Genomic DNA, 17,100 nt, shown 5'->3' on the forward strand with positions numbered 1-17,100 from the left:
GCCTGTCGGAACTCACCGGTCACTCAGCGGTCCCTGCGAGCCCGAGCGCCATGAAACATCCCCCGCGCCTCAACCGGCGAGACAGCCAGGCAGGTGTATGCGGGCAACCGATGCAGCGCAGGTGGCCGAGAAGCCAACGGTCTGCAAGTTCCTCGATCACTGGTCCTGCGGATAGTGGTCGAACCATGCCCCCAACTCACCTGGGACTCCCGCAATCCACCCACTTAGCCCATTGCGCCAACTCCGCCCAGGGCATCGTCGCGGTTAGTGGGTCACGGAGGCGGGATCTATGTCGAGGCGGAGTCCTCGCCAGACGGGGTGGCGGAGACGGCCGTCGGCGCCCCAGCCGGAGTAGGCGACTTCGGCGACGAGGATCGGGTCGAGCCAATGGGCGCGGCGGCGGTCGGCTGGGGGGATGGTGGAGGCGGTGAAGGGTGGTTTGGCGATCTCGAGGTCGGCCAGTTCGGCCAGGAGGACCTGGAGGGTGGTGAAGTCGAGGCCGGAACCCACCTTGCCGATCAGAACGAGATCGCCGGACTCGTCGTACGACCCGCAATAAAGGGATCCGATGCTGCCCGAGCGATTGCCTTCGCCGGGATGCCAGCCGCAGAGGATGACGTCTCGCGTCAGGATGTGTTTGACCTTCACCCAGTCGGAACTGCGCTTGCCGGCCAGATACCTCGACGCGCGGCGTTTCGCGACCACGCCTTCGAGGCCGGTATCGCCCGAGACGGCAAGGGCCTGCGGGCCGTCGGTCCAGGTGGGTGGCAGCTCCCAGAACGGGTCGTCCAGGTCCAGTGATTCCAGCAGGCCGCGCCGGTCGTCGTACGTTGCCTCTAGCAACGAGCGGCCGTCCACCGCGAGTACGTCGAACAGGCGCACGGAGACCGGCACCTCGGTGATGAGGTGCACGAGCTGGCGCGGATCGCGCACGTGCATTCGCCTTTGCAGCAAGCCGAATGACGGCGCGCCGGTTTCGTCCAGGGTGACGATCTCGCCGTCGAGCAGCAATCGCTGACCGCTGAGGCCGGCTAGTTCGGGATACCCGCCGGTGATGTCGCGGCCGTTGCGGGACCACAGGCGGCAGCCGTCGGCGTCCACGTCGGCGATCACACGGACGCCGTCCCACTTCATCTCGTACGACCAGCCGGGCCCCTCGGGCAGCACGCCGGGCACTGCCATCATCGGCAGCAGCGGCGGATTCGCGGAGGGCCCGGGCGTCATGTGTCCTGCAGCCTCTTCAACGCGCCGAGGACCTTCTCCCGGTCGGCGGTGGGCCACATCGGCGGCAGCGAGGCCCGCAGGAAGCTGCCGTATCTCGCGGTGACGATGCGGGGGTCCAGGATCGCCACCACGCCACGATCCGTCGTACGCCGGATGAGGCGGCCGGCGCCTTGGGCGAGCAGCAGCGCGGCGTGGGTGGCGGCGACCGCCATGAAGCCGTTGCCACCGGCTTCGTCGACGGCTCGCTGCCGCGCGGCCATCAGCGGCTCGTCCGGCCGCGGGAACGGGACCCGGTCGATGATGACGAGATTGCAGGTGGACCCTGGTACGTCGATGCCCTGCCAGAGCGACAACGTACCGAACAGGGAGACCTCGGGGTCGGAAACGAACTCGCGGGACAACTCCCCCAGCTGCGCGTCACCCTGGCACAGCACCGTCAGGTCCGTCGCCTCGCGGACGGCGGCCGTCGCGGCCTCGGCGGCCCGGCGCGAGGAGAACAACCCGAGCGTGCGCCCACCGGCGGCCGTGATCAGGTCGATGATCTCGGTGAACTGCTTCGTGCCAAGGCCGTCACGATGTGGTGGCGGCAAGTGCTTCGCGATGTAGAGAATGCCCTGCTTCTCGTACGCGAAGGGGGAACCGACGTCGAGCCCTCGCCACGGCAGCGGCCCGGTCGGGGAATCGTCCTCGATCTCGGGCATGTCGTCGTCGGTCTCGATCCGGTCCGCCGGGCGCAGGCCGACCTGGCGGGCGATGGTGTCGAAGTCGCCGCCGAGGGTGAGCGTGGCCGAGGTGAGAACGACGGTTCGATCGTTCAGCAGCAGTTCGCGCAGCAGGCCGGCCACCGTCAGCGGGGCGATCCGCAACTCCCGGCCGAAGCGATCCCGGTCGACCAGCCAGACCACGTCGTGCGAACTCAGCGCAGCCACCCGCTCGGCGACGTCGAAGATCTCCTTGACCGCGCCGCGGCTCTGCCGTTTGGCGCCGTCGGGATCGTCGTCCTTGTCGTCGTTCTTCTTGCCCAGATCCGTGTAGAGCGCGCGGGCGGCATCCCGGACCAGCGCGGCGGCCTCCAGGACCACGCCGTTGGCCGCCTCGATCCGGCCCTCCCGAGTCTCGTCGAGCGCGGCGCGCAAAGCGTCGGACGCATCCTCGAGGTCGTCGGCCTTGTCGTCGTCCACGAAACGCCTCGATCGCTTCGCGGCCCGCTCGACCATCTGCGGCGACAGCTCGGCTCCGGCCGCGCCCGTCACCCGGGCCGGCAGCTCGTGCGCCTCGTCGATCACCACCACGTCGTGCTCGGGCAGCACCGTACGGTTCTCGAAGGCGTCGATCGAGAGCAGCGCGTGGTTCGTGATGACGATGTCGGACTTCCGCGCCTCCTCCTTCGCCTTCTCCGCGAAGCACTCCTGGCCATACGGGCACTTCTGCGCGCCGAGGCACTCCCGCGCGCCGATCGCGACCTGCTGCCAGGCCTGGTACTGGTGGCTGGGCGCGTGGTCCCGATCGCCCGCCTCGCCGTCGAGCAGCTGCTGCTCGGCCCAGTCGCGCAGTTCGATCACCTGCTGGCCGATCGGACCGGCCGGCGGGATGTCGATCAGCATGCCGTCATCGTCGGGAGCGCCCTCGCGGATGCGATGCAGGCACGCGTAGTTGTTGCGGCCCTTCTGGATCGCATACGACGGGCGGCGCGACAGCAGCTTCTCCGTGGCGTCGAGCAGCGCGGGCATGTCCCGGTCGACCAGCTGGGACTGCAGCGTCAGCGTGGCGGTCGAGACGACAACGCGCTTGTTCTCCAGGGAGTGCAGCAAAGCTGGGACCAGGTAGCCGAGCGACTTACCCGTTCCGGTGCCGGCCTGCACCAGCAGGTGCGATCCGTCGGCCATCGAAGCCGTCACGGCCTGGGCCATGGCGACCTGTCCGGGGCGGCTCTGACCCCCCAAGCCCGCGACCGCGGCCTCCAGCAATTCACCCACATCGACTACCACCGGATAACCCTAGCCCGGATCACCGACAGTTCCTGCCAAGCCCCCGACAGCCCTGTGGACAGCGCCTGGAATGACGAAGGGCGAGCCCGGATGGGCTCGCCCTTCGGCGGTTCAGACGACGGCGCCTCGATCTGGGTCGAGGTCGCGGTCGCGCTGCTGGACCTTCACACGGGGCGGCGGAGCCGGGTAACGCTTCTCCAGTTCGATGAACAGCGGGGTCGCCGTCAGGCTGGAGGAGTACGTACCGACCACGATGCCGACCAGCAACGCGAGGGCGAAGTCGGCCAGCGAGTCGCCACCGAGGAACAGCAACGCCGACAGGATGAACAGCGTCGCGATACCGGTGTTGATCGTCCGGGGCAGCACGTTCATGATCGCGGTATCGGCCACGGCGGGCAGCGAATCCGTCGCCCGGGCGCTACGGGTCTCGCGAATCCGGTCGAACACGACCACCGTGTCGTTCACGGTGTAACCGATGATGGTCAGCATCGCGGCCAGGAAGATGCCGTCGACCGGTTTGCCCAGCCAGGCGAACAGACCGATGACCACGGCCACGTTCTGCACGAGGGCCAGTACGGCGCCCGCGCCGTACGTCCAGCGGAAGCGGATCGCCAGGTAGAGCAACTGGGCGAGCAGCGCCACACCGAGCGCGATGAGGGCCTTGGTTCGTAGTTCGTCGCCGAGGCTCGGGCCGATGTTCTCGTTGCGGATCAGTTCGGTACCACCGGCGACCTTGGAGATCTCGGTCCGGATCTTCTCGATCTCGTCACCGCTGATGTCGCTGACCCGGACGGTGATGTCGTCCACGTTGGAGCGCTGCACGACCGCGGCCGGGTAGCCCGCCTTGGCGACGGCCTCACGGGCCTGGTCCGGGCTGATCGTCTGGGTGGTGCTGACCTCGAGGATCCGGCCGCCGGTGAACTCGATGCCGAGGTTGAGCCCTCGAATACCGACACCGGCCAGCGCGATCACGACCGCGGCCAGCGTGATGAGCAGCCAGCGACGGCTGTGGCTCATCAGGTTGGGCCGACGGCTCTCGAGCCAGATACGGACCTTGCCGTGGCCGGCGATACCGGAGAGTGCCGGGCGCTTCTTCACCGCCTTGAGCGACATCAGGAACTCGGACACCACCCGGCTGACCACCAGGGCGGACAGCAGCGAGGCGATCACACCGAGGCTCAGCGTGACACCGAAGCCGCGGACGGGACCGGCGGCCAGGAAGAACAGCAGACCCGCGGCCAGCAAGGTGGTGATGTTGGAGTCGGCGATCGCCGACAACGCGTTGGAGAAACCACTGCGCAGCGAGCGCAGCAGACCCTCGGTCCGGCCCTCGGTGTAGTCCTCCCGGGCTCTTTCGAACACCAGCACGTTCGCGTCGACGGCCATACCGATGGCGAGCACGAAACCGGCCAGACCCGGCAGGGTCAAGGTGGCGCCGAGCGCGACCAGGGCGGCGTACGACATGGCGGCGTAGGCGACCAGCCCGATCACGGCGGCAATGCCGACCAGGCGGTAGGCGAAGATGATGAACAGCGCGGTCAGGCCGACGCCGATGATGCCGGCCCATGCGCTGGCCTGGATCGCGTCCTTACCCAGCGACGGACCGACCGTGCTGGACGACATCTCCTCGACCGGCATCGGCAGCGCGCCGCCCTGGATCAGGGCGGCCAGGTCCTTGGCCTGGGCCTCGGTGAACGAGCCGGTGATGGTGCTGCGGCCGCCGCCGAGACCGATGTTGCAGAGCTGGGTCCCGCCCTGGGGATCGACCTGCGGCGCGGTGATGACGGAGTTGTCCAGCACGATCGCGACCTGGCGCTTCGGCGCGCCGACCGGCTCACAGGCCGCCTTGCCGGTGATCTTCGCCCAGATCTTGCCGCCGTCGTCCTTGAAGTTCATCTCCACGAACCAGCCGGCGCCGAGGTTGTTCTGATCGATCAGGCCGCTCGCGCTGGAGACCTTCTCACCGGTCATCGCGGGCTTGGCCAGCTTCAGTACGCCCTGGCCGTCGTCGCTGGGCAGGTAGATATCGCCCGGAGCGGGTTTGGCCGGCTTGGCCGGCACGATGTCCAGCACCTCGTGGAACGTCAGCTGGGCCTGCTGGCCGATCAGCTTCGCGGCCTCGCGCGGGTCCTCCACACCGGGCAGCTCGACGATGATCCGGCGCTCACCCTGCTGGGTCACGGTGGACTCGGCGATACCGAGCGCGTCGACCCGCCGACTGATCACGTTGACCGCCTTGGCGGTGTTCTCGGCGTTCGCCTTGACCGTCGGGGAGTCTTGGGTCTCCAGGACGATCTGGGCGCCTCCCCGCAGGTCGAGGCCGAGTTGGGGCTCTTTCGTCGTCATGACGAAAGCCGAGGCTCCGAGCACGATCAGTGCGAACAAAGCCCGGAACAAAGACGCGCGGTTCACTAACATCCTCCCGGATGTCGACGGTGGGTCACCCATCGGCAGGCGGGCAGCCGGTACGGGAACGCACAGTGTACGAGGCGCCCGGGCCGCCGCCACAACCCGTTCGATCGCGACGATAAGGCCGGGTGGTGCCAGCGGCACCAGAAGTCATTGACGCGTCAGGCGCGCGAGGCCTAACTTTCCTGCCAGCTCACCGCGTGATCACGCGAGGACTGAGTGTGATCGCCTGTCCGCCCGACAGGCGACCGTTCCCTGAGGAGGAACATGCACCGCCGTATCCGCCTGACCCTGGCCACTGCCATCGCCCCGGCAGTCGCTCTCACCGCCCTCACCGCCGGCACCGCTGCCGCCGGCCCGGTCTCCGACCCGGGTTCCGGCCGCATCATCCTCGTTCAGCCCGCAGCCGCCGAGAAGGGTGTCGCCGCCATCAAGGGCAGCTACATCGTGCAGCTGCGCGAAGGCGCCCGGATGCCGTCGATGAAGGCCGCGCTCGGCATCAAGCCGCAGCACGAGTACACCTCGGCCGTCACCGGCTTCGCCGCGAACCTGACCCCGGGCCAGCTCGCCGCGCTGCAGCGCAACCCGGACGTCGTGGCCATCTCCGAGAACGTCTACATGGAGAAGGTCGTCGACGCCACCCAGGTCAACCCGCCGTCGTGGGGTATCGACCGGATCGACCAGCGCAACCTGCCGCTGTCGGCGTCGTACACCTACACCCGCACCGGTACCGGGGTGCACGCGTACATCATCGACTCCGGTATCGACCCGAACCACCCGCAGTTCGGTGGCCGCGCGTCGTTCGACTTCAACGGCATCGACAGCAACAACACCGACTGCAACAGCCATGGCACCCACGTGGCGGGCACGATCGGCTCGGCGTCCTACGGCGTCGCGAAGAACGTTCGCCTGCACGGGGTCAAGTGGTTGAACTGCAGCGGCGGTGGCACCGCCGCGGCGGCGATCGCGGCCGTCGACTGGGTGACGGCCAACGCCATCAAGCCGGCCGTCGCGAACGCCTCGTGGAACTACAGCGCCAACTCGACGCTGGAGGCGTCACTGCGCAGGATGATCAGCTCCGGCGTCTTCCTGGCCGCCTCGGCCGGTAACACCGGTGCGAACTCCTGCGACCGCCTGCCGCGCAAGATCGAGACCGCGCTCGTCACGGCGTCCTCGACCCGCACGGACGCCCGGGCCTCTTCCTCGAGCACGGGCGCCTGTGTTGACATCTACGCGCCGGGCGACTCGATCGTCTCCACCCTGCCTGGTGGCGGCACTGGCACCAAGAGCGGTACGTCGATGGCGACGCCGCACGTAGCCGGCGTAGCCGCGCTCTACCTGCAGACCAGCCCCAGCGCCACTCCGGCGACCGTCAAGAGCTACATCGAGTCCGCTGCCACCCCGAACAAGGTGACCAACGGCGGTACCGGCGGCACTGTGAACCGCCTGCTGTTCTCTAACGGCCTCTAGTCCGCCAGGCCGTTAGCAGGTGTCTCTTCAGACACCAAGGCCTGTACGCCGGGACCGCCCTCCCGGCGTACAGGCCCGCCGGATTTCCGTCGACAGGTGAGGATCCGTTGTGCACAAGCACCAGGAACCACCGCTCGAGCGACAAACCCGCGCCGGCCAACGGCGCCCGTCTGCCCGCCCCCAGCCATCACCTCAGCCCCGGCCGTTCTGGCGTCAGTTGTTGCCGCCGGCCCCTTCTTCCCGGGTGACCTCGTCCAGGCCGTGCTCGATGGCGTAGCGCACCAGCTCAGCCCGGTTGTGCAACTGGAGTTTGCGCAGCGTGTTCTGGACGTGGTTCTCCACCGTGCGATGGGACAGCACCAGGCGCGCGGCGATCTGCTTCGCGGTCAGGCCGCGCGCCACCAGCCGTAGTACCTCGGTCTCCCGTTCGGTCAGCTGCGGCGCCTTCGGTTCGGCCTCGAGCCGGTGGTACTCCCCCAGCAGCAGTCCGGCCAGGCCCGCGCTGAACACGGCGTCGCCCTCGGCCGTTCGCCGTACGGCGTCGTCGAACTCGTCCAGCGATGCCGACTTGACCAGATAGCCCGAGGCGCCGTTCTTCACCGCCGCGAGCACATCCGCCTGCTCGGCGCTGGCCGACAGTACGAGTACGCGGGTGTCCGGCAGCGCCGCGGTGATCTCCCGGGTGGCGTCCACGCCCGAACCGGTACCGAGCTGGAGGTCCATCACCACCACGTCGGGCCGGGTGGCCAGCGCGATCCGGACCGCGCTCGGCGAGTCGGCGGCGGTCGCGCACACCTCGTAGCCGCGACTGCCCAGATCCCGCGCGACACCTTCGCGCCACATCGGATGGTCGTCCACGATCATCACCCGGGTCATGCCTTGCCCACCTTCATCTCCCACTCGGTTCCTTCGCCGGGCGCGGTCCGGACCTCGGCGGTGCCACCGAGATCCGCGATCCGCCCGCAAATGGACTGACTCACGCCGAGACGGCCTTCGGCGGCGGCCTGCGCGAACCGCTCGGACGTCGTACCGCGGCCGTTGTCGCGGATCGACAGCATCACCTCGCCGGGCAGATCCTCCACCACGATCCAGGCCCGCGCGGCAGGGCCCGCGTGTTCTCGTACGTTGCCGAGGGCTTCGTTGACCACGGCAACCAGCTCGCTCGCGGTGTGCGCGTCCACCAGGACCTGCCCGGCCGGTACCACCACGTCGACGGAGGTTGTGGCCAGCGGCAACAAAAGCGCGCAGAGGTCGACCGTGCCCTGGCTGCTCACGGTCGGCCGCCCGGTCATCAAGGTACGCAGGGCAACTTCCTGCTCGGCCGCCAGGCCGGCCAGCTCGGCACCTTCGCCGCCCATGGCCTTGCCGCGCCGCTGAACCTGCGCGAGCACCTGCAGTACGCCGTCGTGGATCGACCGGCTCAGGCGGATCCGCTCGGCCGCGGCGGCCTCGGCCGCGATGGCCTCAGTCAACCGGATACTCGCGCGCCGGGTGGTTGTAGCGGCGTACCCGACAACAAGTCCCGCAACCAGCAGGAGCTGTACGGCGTTGAGCACCCGGACCCACTGATCCGGCCCGACCAGTAGCACCAGAGCCAGGCAGATCCCCGTAGCGCCGAGCAGGCCGCCATCCCGGCCGCGGGCGATCGCCAGCGCGACGACTGGCCCTGCCACCCAGACCGAGGTGAGAACGGATGCGCCGTTCTGAATGTGCGACAACGGTTGCGCCAGCAAAGTCCCGGCCATACAGGCGATGGTCACCACCAGGTCCAGTACGGCGAACCGGGTGTTGCGGCGGCCCCAGCTGCGGCTGTAGCCGATCGAGACCACCACGGTCCAAGCCGCCATCACCGCCAGCAGGGCGATCGCGCCCGTAGGCCGGTAAAGGCCATCCCAGCGGGTGTAGACGCCCAGACAGGCAAAGAACCAGGTGATGACCCGGAAGACCACCAGTGCGCGCCAGAGCGGTCTCACCAGGTCCGTGGAGGTCATGGCGTCAGTCTGCCGCAGGACGATGGCCGCCACCTGCGTAGGAATACCTGGGTCGGACCGCAAATCCTCCCCTCCGGCAGCGGAACTTTCCTGCGGACAACGGTGGACAGGTTGGGCCGGAGATCTTCAACAGGGCTGTTTTTCGCCGTACTGTGCCGGGAAATAGCACCACGCTCGGGGGATAGCAGCGTCACGGACCGTCACATGGATCGTGACCTCTACGAGCAGGGGAGGCACTGTGCGTAAAGCAGCGGCCGGGCTCTTCAGCCTGGCATTGGCCACTACGGTGGGCATGGGCGTCGGGACCACCGGCGCCGCGGCTCCACCGCAGGACAGCGGACCGGCGGGCGCGGCGGCCCAGAAGGCCGGGCCGGACGAACTGCCCAGTCCGCTCGAGGACAAGCGGCGGGAATTGCGGGAGCGGGCCCTGACCGACCTGCTCAACGGCAAGGGTAAAGCCGAGCGCCGCAACGGCAGCACCGTGATGAAGGTCGGCGTGAAGGCCGGCGGCAAGAACGCCAAGGGCGTGAAGAACCGGGCCGGCCTGGTCGACCAGTACGTCGAGCTGCAGCGGGAGAAGTCCGACCGCATCTTCGTCGTACTGGCCGAATTCGGCAACCAGCGGCACCCGAGCTATCCCGACGTGGACATCGCGCCGGCGATCCCGGGTCCGGCGACGTTCGAGGGACCGCTGCACAACGCGATTCCGGCGCCCGACCGGACGGTGGACAACTCGACCGTCTGGCAGGCCGACTACAACCGCGCGCACTTCGACAAGCTGTACTTCGGCGTCGGCGCCGGCGTCGAGTCGGTCAAGACGTACTACGAGCGGCAGTCCTCCGGCCGGTACACGGTCGACGGCAAGGTCACCGACTGGGTGAAGGTGCCGTACAACGAGGCCCGCTACGGCCGGTCGAACGGGTTCCCCTGCGCGGCCAACGTCTGTAACAACACCTGGTTCCTGGTCCGCGACGCGGTCAACCAGTGGGTCGCCGACCAGAAGGCCGCGGGCCGGACGACGGCGCAGATCACCGCCGAGCTGAAGACCTTCGACCAGTGGGACCGCTACGACCACAACGGCAACGGAAACTTCAACGAGCCCGACGGTTACATCGACCACTTCCAGATCGTGCACGCCGGTGGCGACCAGGCCGACGGCGATCCGTGGCAGGGTGAGGACGCGATCTGGTCCCACCGCTGGTACGTGCAGACCACCCCGATCGGCGGCGGCGGTCCGACCGGCAACCCGCTCGGTGGAACCCAGGCCGGTGACACCGGGCTGTGGGTCGGCGACTACACGATCCAGCCGGAGAACGGCGGCCTCAGCGTTTTCGCGCACGAGTACGGGCACGACCTCGGCCTGCCGGACCACTACGACACCTCCGGCCCGGCAATCGAGAACCACGTCAACTGGTGGACCTTGATGGCTCAGAGCCGGGTCCGTGCCCCGTCCGACGGTGGTCTGGGCGAACGCGCGGCCGACCTCGGCGCGTGGGACAAGCTGCAGCTGGGCTGGCTGGACTACGAGATCGTGCTGGCAGGCCAGAACCGCACGCTGGAGCTGGGCCCGCACGAATACAACACGAAGAAGGCCCAGGGGCTGGTCGTCGTACTGCCGGACAAGCCGGTGACGGAACAGCTCGTCACGCCGTACGCCGGTGCCAAGACGTGGTGGAGCGGCTCCGGCAACTCCTTCACCCACACGATGTCGCGGCAGGTCACGTTGCCCGCGGGCGCGGCGTCCCTGACGTTCCAGGCGAACTGGGACATCGAGGACTGCGGCCCGGACCCGTGTGACTACGCGTACGTCGAGGTGGACTCGGGCTCCGGCTACAAGCCCATCGCCGGCAACATCACCAAGGCCACCGAAGGCCACGGCATCGACGGTACGTCGGCGGGCTGGGTGCCGGCCACCTTCGATCTGTCGGCCTTCGCGGGTAAGACGATCGGCCTGCGGTTCCGGTACGCGACGGACCCGGCGGCCGGCGGCAAGGGCTTCTTCGCCGACGCGATCACGGTGACCGGTAGCGCCGGCCCGGTGTTCACCTCGGGCGCCGAGACCTCGCCGGAGGGCTGGACCCTGAACGGCTTCAGCTCGGTCGGCTCGACCCGGACGTTGCTGTACGACAACTTCTACCTGGCGTCGCACATCAACTACGTGTCGTACGACAAGTACCTGAAGACCGGCCCGTACAACTTCGGCTTCGCGAACAGCAGGCCGGACTGGGTCGAGCACTTCCCGTACCAGGACGGGCTGCTGCTCTGGTACTGGGACACCTCGCAGGAGGACAACAACACCAACGAACACCCGGGCGAGGGCCTGGTCCTGCCGATCGACTCGCACCCGGTGCCGATCAACCGGATCGACGGCACGCTGTGGCGCCCGCGCGTCGGCGGGTACGACGCTCCGTTCGGCCTGGAGAAGGCGGACTCGTTCACGCTGCACTTCAACGGGCAGCCGAGCTACATCCGCGGCCAGGCGGCGGTGCCGACGTTCAACGACAGCCGGCAGTACTGGTTCCCGGAGCAACCGATGGCGGGTGTGAAGATCCCGAACAACGGCGTCAACATCAAGGTGCTCGAGCGCAACGGCACCACGATGAAGGTGCGCGTCTCGTCGCGTAACTGACGTCTGAACGCAGCAACGGCCCCGGGAAAGAGCTTCCCGGGGCCGTTCCTTACGTGCGGTGGATCAGCGCGTCGCGGTGGATCAGTGCGTTGCGGTGACCTCGAAGGGCGCGAGCTCGCCGGCCAGGTCCGCGTGTACCCGGGCGTGGATCAGCGTGCCCTCGCCGGTGTGCTCGAGCTGGTCGACCGTGCCCTCGGAGTGCACCCGCGAGACCAGGTCGCCGCGCTCGTACGGCACCAGCGCCTCGACCGTGACGTCCGGCCGGGGCAGGTTCGCCTCGACCAGCCGCTTCAGCTCCTCGATGCCCTCGCCCGTCCGGGCCGACACCAGGATGCTGTTGCGCTCGCGGTGCTGCAACGGGGCCAGCGCCATCAGGTCGGCGGCGTCGGCCTTGTTGATCACCACGATCTCCCGGACGTCGGCGGCGCCGATCTCGGCGAGCACCTCTCGTACGGCGGCGATCTGGGCCATCGGGTCCGGGTGCGAGCCGTCCACCACGTGCAGCAGCAGATCCGCGTCCGCGACCTCCTCCAGCGTGGAGCGGAAGGCCTCGACGATGTCGTGCGGCAGGTGCCGGACGAACCCGACGGTGTCGGTGAACGTGTAGACCCGCCCGTCCGCGGTCGTCGTACGGCGGGTGGTCGGGTCCAGGGTCGCGAACAGCGCGTCCTCGACCAGCACCCCGGCACCGGTGATGCTGTTCAGCAGGCTCGACTTGCCGGCGTTGGTGTACCCCGCGATGGCCACCGACGGGATCGAGTTGCGGCGTCGTTCCTGCCGCATCGTCGTCCGGGTGCCCTTGAGCGCGGAGAGTTCCTTGCGCAGCTTGGCGATCTTGGTGTTGATCCGGCGCCGATCGGTCTCGATCTTGGTCTCACCGGGACCACGGCCACCGATACCGCCGCCGGCCGCGCCAACGCGTCCACCGGCCTGGCGGGACAGGTTGCCACCCCAACCACGCAGGCGCTGCTTCATGTACTGCAGCTGGGCCAGTTCGACCTGGGCCTTGCCTTCCTTGCTCTTCGCGTGCTGCGCGAAGATGTCCAGGATCAGCGCGGTCCGGTCGACGACCTTGACCTTGAGCTTGTCCTCGAGGTTCCTCAGCTGCGCGGGCGCCAGCTCACCGTCGGCGATGACCGTGTCAGCGCCGAGGGAGGCGACCAGGTTGCGCAGGTCGGCCACCTTGCCACTACCGATGAAGGTCGCGGGGTCCGGCTTCTTGCGGCGCTGGATCACACCGTCGAGCACCTCGGAACCAGCCGTCTCGGCCAGCAACTTGAGCTCGGCGAGCGAGTTCTCCGCGTCCTCCATCGACCCTTCGGTCCAGACGCCGACGAGCACCACGCGCTCGAGCAGCAGCTTGCGGTACTCGACCTCGCTGATGTCGGCGAGTTCGGTGGACATACCCACCACACGCCGAAGTGCCTGCCGCTCCTCGAGCTCCAGGCCCTCGATACCGGGGGCGTCCCGCTCATCCCGGCCGGGGCCACTGCCACCGCCGAAGCCGTCCACGCCGTCGATCCGGCCCGCGTCGTCGTCCTCGTCGAGCTCGTCGTCGAGGTCCACATCCACCTCGGCCCCGGTGTCATCCAGGTCCAGGTCGGTGTCATAAGAGTTCGGTTGCGTCGTCATATACCTTCCATCGTGGCACGGGCCGACCATACGAGCGACCCAATTCCGGGCTACCGCCCAGCAGCCCACCCTCCCACCGCCTCCGCGAAAGCGGAACAGACCGCGCCAGAGCAAGCCCTTCTTCCAACACCCAGTACCCCTCCCCCATTCCCCCACCGCGCCGAGGCGAGGCGGGCGAGGCGGGGCAGGAGGGCGCACCGAGCTGTCGCACGGGCCGATGGCACGCTGAGCGACCGCACTGGGACACCTCGCGGGAGCCGAGCATCCCAAACCGTGTCCGAGCATGGGTAATAACCCCTGCTCAGACACCGTTACCCCTGCTAGGACCCCACTTCCCCTGCCAGGAACCCCGGCACCCCCGCCAGGACCCCGCTTGCGTTGCCAGGACCCGCGTGGCGGGTCCTGGCGGCCTTCTCAGTGGTCCGGTGGAGCCGACCGCGAGGGTGTCAGGGGAGCCAGGTGCGGGAGAAGGTGCCTCGGGCGTGGATGACGGCAGGACCGGTGAGCGTGAGGTGGTTGTCGGAGCGCCAGGAGACGGTTACGGCGCCGCCGGGCACGTTGACGCGATAGGTGGTGGGGGCGGACTGGCCCGCCTGGAGGGTGGCGGCCACGGCGACGGCGCAGGTTCCCGTGCCGCAGGAGCGGGTTTCGCCGACGCCTCGTTCGTGGACTCGCATGGAGACCTCGTTCGGGCCTTGGCGGGTGACGAACTCGATGTTCACGCCGTTCGGATAGGCCTCGGCCGGCGTCCAGCGCGGCGCCTCCGCGAACGGGCCCGGATCCGCGAGGTCGTCGACGAAGGCGACCGCGTGCGGATTGCCCATGTCGACGTGTACGGCGGGCCAGTCGTGGCCGTTGGCGGTGACAACGATGCCCTCGGTACCGGGAATGAGCGGTTCGCCCATGTCGGCGGTGATGGTCTGGTCGTCGTTGTAGACGATCTCCTTCACGCCGGCGCGAGTACCAACGCGTACCGGCTTCGAGCCGACCAGACCGGCTTCGGCGAGGTAACGCGCGAAGACGCGAATGCCGTTGCCGCACATCTCGCCGATCGAGCCGTCGGCGTTGCGGTAGTCCATGAACCAGTCGCCGCCGTCCTCGACGTACGACTGCTTGGCGCCTTCGATCACCCGCAGAACGCCGTCGGCGCCGATGCCCGCGTGGCGGTCGCAGAGGAACCGCACCAGGTCGTCGTCCAGATCACCGTGGACGAAGCCGTCGGGATCGGGAAGCAGGATGAAGTCGTTCTCCGTCCCGTGGCCCTTGAGCCAGGGAAAGGTGTCGGCGCCCATAGGCCGATCCTACGGGCGCCGTCCGACAGCCGAATCACGAGGAGCGACGTCAGTAGTGGCACGACCCGGTGAAGGCGCCACAGCCGTTTGCGTTCGTCGATGAAGGCGTTGACGAGGATGCGATCGGCATGACCAACCGGCCCGTCCGAGCGCCTGACCGTGCCTCGGTGCACGTAAACCTTGGAATACCGGTCGGTGGGGAGATCGGTTGCATCTCGTACCGTTTGGGGCATGAAGGAGGAACTGGTCGCGTATTTCTTCGAGCGCGACGACGCCGACGAGACCGAACGCCGCCTGCGGTCCGACGGTATCTCCGCAGGTCCGGCGCGATCGCTTTCACGGCGAGGACGACGACGAGGACCACCCGTGGACGGTCATCGTCACCCCGCCGGTGAGCGGTACGGCGCGGGTCCGGCTGGAAGAGCTCGCGAGCGAGTACGACGGCTGGCTGGCGGCCCCCGACGAGGAGGCCGCCCCCAGCGAGCAAGCGCCGGCCCTACCGACCGGTCCGCGCCGCTTCAAGAACCCGCGCTGACAGGGCCCGGGCTCAAAACAACGGGCAGAGGTCAGTTCGGCCAGAGCTGCCAGACGGTGCCCGCGGCGCCACCGCCACGGCGTTTCGGTTCGGCCGCCGCGAGGAATCCGCCGTGCGGCAGGAACTCGATCGCCGTCGCGGCGCCGATCTCCGCCGCCGAGGTCAACGCGTCGCCGGCCAGGACGAGGTTGTGCCCGAGCGGCTTCAGCCCCGCGTCGTACTGCTTGATGAAGTCGGGTTCGGCCGTCACGTTCGCGGTGTTGCGCTGCGAGGCGCGCGGCGCGGCGAGCGCGTCCGGCAGGGTCATGCCGAGGTCGACCCGGTTGACGAGGGTCTGCAGCACCGTGGTGATGATGGTCGAACCACCCGGCGAGCCCAGCGCGAGATACGGCTTGCCGTCCTTGAGCACGATCGTCGGGGACATCGAGCTTCGCGGCCGCTTCAACGGCTGGATCCGGTTCGGGTCGGCCGGGTCGTAGACGGCGGTGAAGTCGGTCAGCTCATTGTTCAGCAGGAAGCCCCGGCCCGGCACGGTGATACCCGAACCGCCGGTCTGCTCGATGGTAAGCGTGTAGGCCACCACGTTGCCCCAGCGGTCCGCCGTGGTCAGGTGAGTCGTCGAGAGGCCTTCCACGTCCGGGCGCTTGTCGGCGATGGTGCCGGCGGCGCAAGGCGTGTACGAGCCGTCAGGCGATCCGGCCTTGACCGGCTTGGTCGCCGCCTTGGCCGGGTCGATCAGGCAGGCTCGTTCGGCGCCGAAGCCCTTGGACAGCAGTTCCTTGGTCGGCACGTTCGAGAAGGCAGGGTCACCGACGTACGCCGCGCGGTCCGCGAACGCCAGAGCCGACGCCTCCAGGTAGTGGTGCAACGCCTGCGTCTGCGTCATCTTGCCGAGGTTCTTCGTGGCAAGGATGTTCAAGGCCTCACCGACGGTTGTACCGCCAGAAGAGGACGGGGCCATCCCGTAGACGTCCAGGCCCCGGTACGACATCTTCGTCGGCTCCTGCTTCAAGAGCTTGTACGCCGCAAGGTCGGCCGTAGTCAGGTGACCCGGCATCACCGGCAACGTCGTGCCAGGAGTCTTCGGCGGGTTCTGAACGACGTTCTGCATCTCCTGGGCCAACGGGCCGGAGTAGAACGCCGACAGGCCCTTGGCGCCGAGAAGTCGGTACGTCTTGGCCAAGTCCTTATTGCGGAAGGTGGAGCCCACAACGGGCGCATCACCGTTCGGCAGGAACAACTGGGCCGTCGGAACTACGGCGGCGAACCGGGCCTTGTTGTCGAGAGTCTGGTTGCGGAACGTCTGGTCCACCACGAACCCGTCCTGTGCGAGTTTCGCCGCCGGCGCAAGAGCCCTACCGAGCGAGAGAGTGCCCCAACGCCGAAGGGCCGAGTCCCAGGTCGCCGGAGTGCCTGGGACGCCTACGGAGACTCCTGACGTCACTAGGTCTGGGAAGAACTTGTACGGCTGGCCGGTGGCCGGGTTGATGAACGCGTTCGACGGCATCGCGGCCGGGGCCGTCTCGCGACCGTCGAGCGTGTGCACCTTGCGAGTCTTGGCGTCGTAGTAGACGAAATATCCGCCACCACCGATACCGGCCGAGTACGGCTCGGTGACGCCTAGAGCCGCGGCAGTCGCCACAGCGGCGTCAACCGCGTTTCCACCCTTGCGCAGCACGGACAGACCGACAGCCGTAGCGTCCGGGTCGACCGAGCTGACGGCTCCACCGAAGCCGATCGCGGTCGGGTTTTTAGGGGCGGGTTGCGGCGGTCCGCCAACTGCGGCGGCTCCCGGGCTCAGACCAGCCACCACGAGCGCGCCCGCGCTCAGGGTGGCGGTGACGGTCAACAGGGCGGGTCGACGGATTCGCACCGGATCCTCCACGACATCGGGGACGGGACAGCACCCTGCCTACCCGTTCCCGAGCCG

Annotated in this window: 11 protein-coding genes; 3 read left to right on the plus strand and 8 right to left on the minus strand. The window is 68.4% G+C overall.

What is annotated here, in order from left to right; all coding sequences use genetic code 11:
- Positions 1–264: 264 nt before the first annotated feature.
- The 3 genes from ligD to secD form a co-directional block, all read right to left on the minus strand.
- The gene (ligD, locus tag ACFFGN_RS30000; RefSeq protein WP_380054448.1) at positions 265–1,224 is read right to left on the minus strand and encodes a non-homologous end-joining DNA ligase; all 960 of its coding nucleotides are present in this window, start codon (positions 1,222–1,224) and stop codon (positions 265–267) included.
- On the minus strand, positions 1,221–3,134 hold the full coding sequence (locus ACFFGN_RS30005; RefSeq protein WP_380055098.1) for an ATP-dependent DNA helicase: 1,914 nt from the start codon (positions 3,132–3,134) through the stop codon (positions 1,221–1,223). Before ACFFGN_RS30005 ends, ligD begins: the two co-directional genes overlap by 4 nt.
- Before the next feature lie 189 nt (positions 3,135–3,323).
- Positions 3,324–5,660, minus strand: coding sequence for a protein translocase subunit SecD (gene secD, locus ACFFGN_RS30010; RefSeq protein WP_380054451.1), 2,337 nt, complete (start codon positions 5,658–5,660; stop codon positions 3,324–3,326).
- 228 nt (positions 5,661–5,888) lie between these two features.
- Between secD and ACFFGN_RS30015 the strand changes: the two genes are divergently transcribed.
- Positions 5,889–7,091 carry a S8 family peptidase gene (locus tag ACFFGN_RS30015; protein ID WP_380054454.1) on the plus strand — a complete coding sequence of 401 codons (1,203 nt, stop codon included), beginning with the start codon at positions 5,889–5,891 and terminating at the stop codon, positions 7,089–7,091.
- Between the two features lie 213 nt (positions 7,092–7,304).
- On the opposite strand, the gene ACFFGN_RS30020 is transcribed toward ACFFGN_RS30015, so the two are convergent.
- Both ACFFGN_RS30020 and macS read right to left on the minus strand, forming a co-directional pair.
- Entirely contained in the window at positions 7,305–7,967 is a 663-nt protein-coding gene (locus ACFFGN_RS30020; protein ID WP_380054456.1) for a response regulator, read from the minus strand.
- On the minus strand, positions 7,964–9,082 hold the full coding sequence (macS, locus tag ACFFGN_RS30025) for a MacS family sensor histidine kinase (protein WP_380054458.1): 1,119 nt from the start codon (positions 9,080–9,082) through the stop codon (positions 7,964–7,966). The genes ACFFGN_RS30020 and macS overlap by 4 nt, the downstream gene beginning before the upstream one ends.
- A 238-nt stretch (positions 9,083–9,320) precedes the next feature.
- Here macS and ACFFGN_RS30030 point away from each other — a divergent pair, with 238 nt between their 5' ends.
- On the plus strand, positions 9,321–11,711 hold the full coding sequence (locus ACFFGN_RS30030; protein ID WP_380054460.1) for an immune inhibitor A domain-containing protein: 2,391 nt from the start codon (positions 9,321–9,323) through the stop codon (positions 11,709–11,711).
- An 81-nt stretch (positions 11,712–11,792) separates the two neighbouring features.
- Here ACFFGN_RS30030 and hflX read toward each other — a convergent pair whose 3' ends face one another.
- Positions 11,793–13,343: a GTPase HflX gene (gene hflX, locus ACFFGN_RS30035; RefSeq protein ID WP_380054463.1), complete on the minus strand. Its 1,551-nt coding sequence runs from the start codon at positions 13,341–13,343 to the stop codon at positions 11,793–11,795.
- A gap of 446 nt (positions 13,344–13,789) precedes the next feature.
- Entirely contained in the window at positions 13,790–14,635 is an 846-nt protein-coding gene (gene dapF, locus ACFFGN_RS30040; RefSeq protein ID WP_380054466.1) for a diaminopimelate epimerase, read from the minus strand.
- Between the two features lie 391 nt (positions 14,636–15,026).
- Between dapF and ACFFGN_RS30045 the strand changes: the two genes are divergently transcribed.
- Entirely contained in the window at positions 15,027–15,170 is a 144-nt protein-coding gene (locus ACFFGN_RS30045) for a hypothetical protein (RefSeq protein ID WP_380054469.1), read from the plus strand.
- Between the two features lie 31 nt (positions 15,171–15,201).
- Here the strand turns inward: ACFFGN_RS30045 and ggt are convergent, their stop codons facing one another.
- A complete protein-coding gene (gene ggt / locus ACFFGN_RS30050; protein ID WP_380054472.1) occupies positions 15,202–17,043 on the minus strand; it encodes a gamma-glutamyltransferase in 1,842 nt (613 codons plus the stop codon).
- Between the last annotated feature and the right edge of the window lie 57 nt (positions 17,044–17,100).

This window comes from Kribbella deserti (assembly GCF_042434725.1).
In the GTDB taxonomy this organism is placed as follows: domain Bacteria; phylum Actinomycetota; class Actinomycetes; order Propionibacteriales; family Kribbellaceae; genus Kribbella; species Kribbella deserti.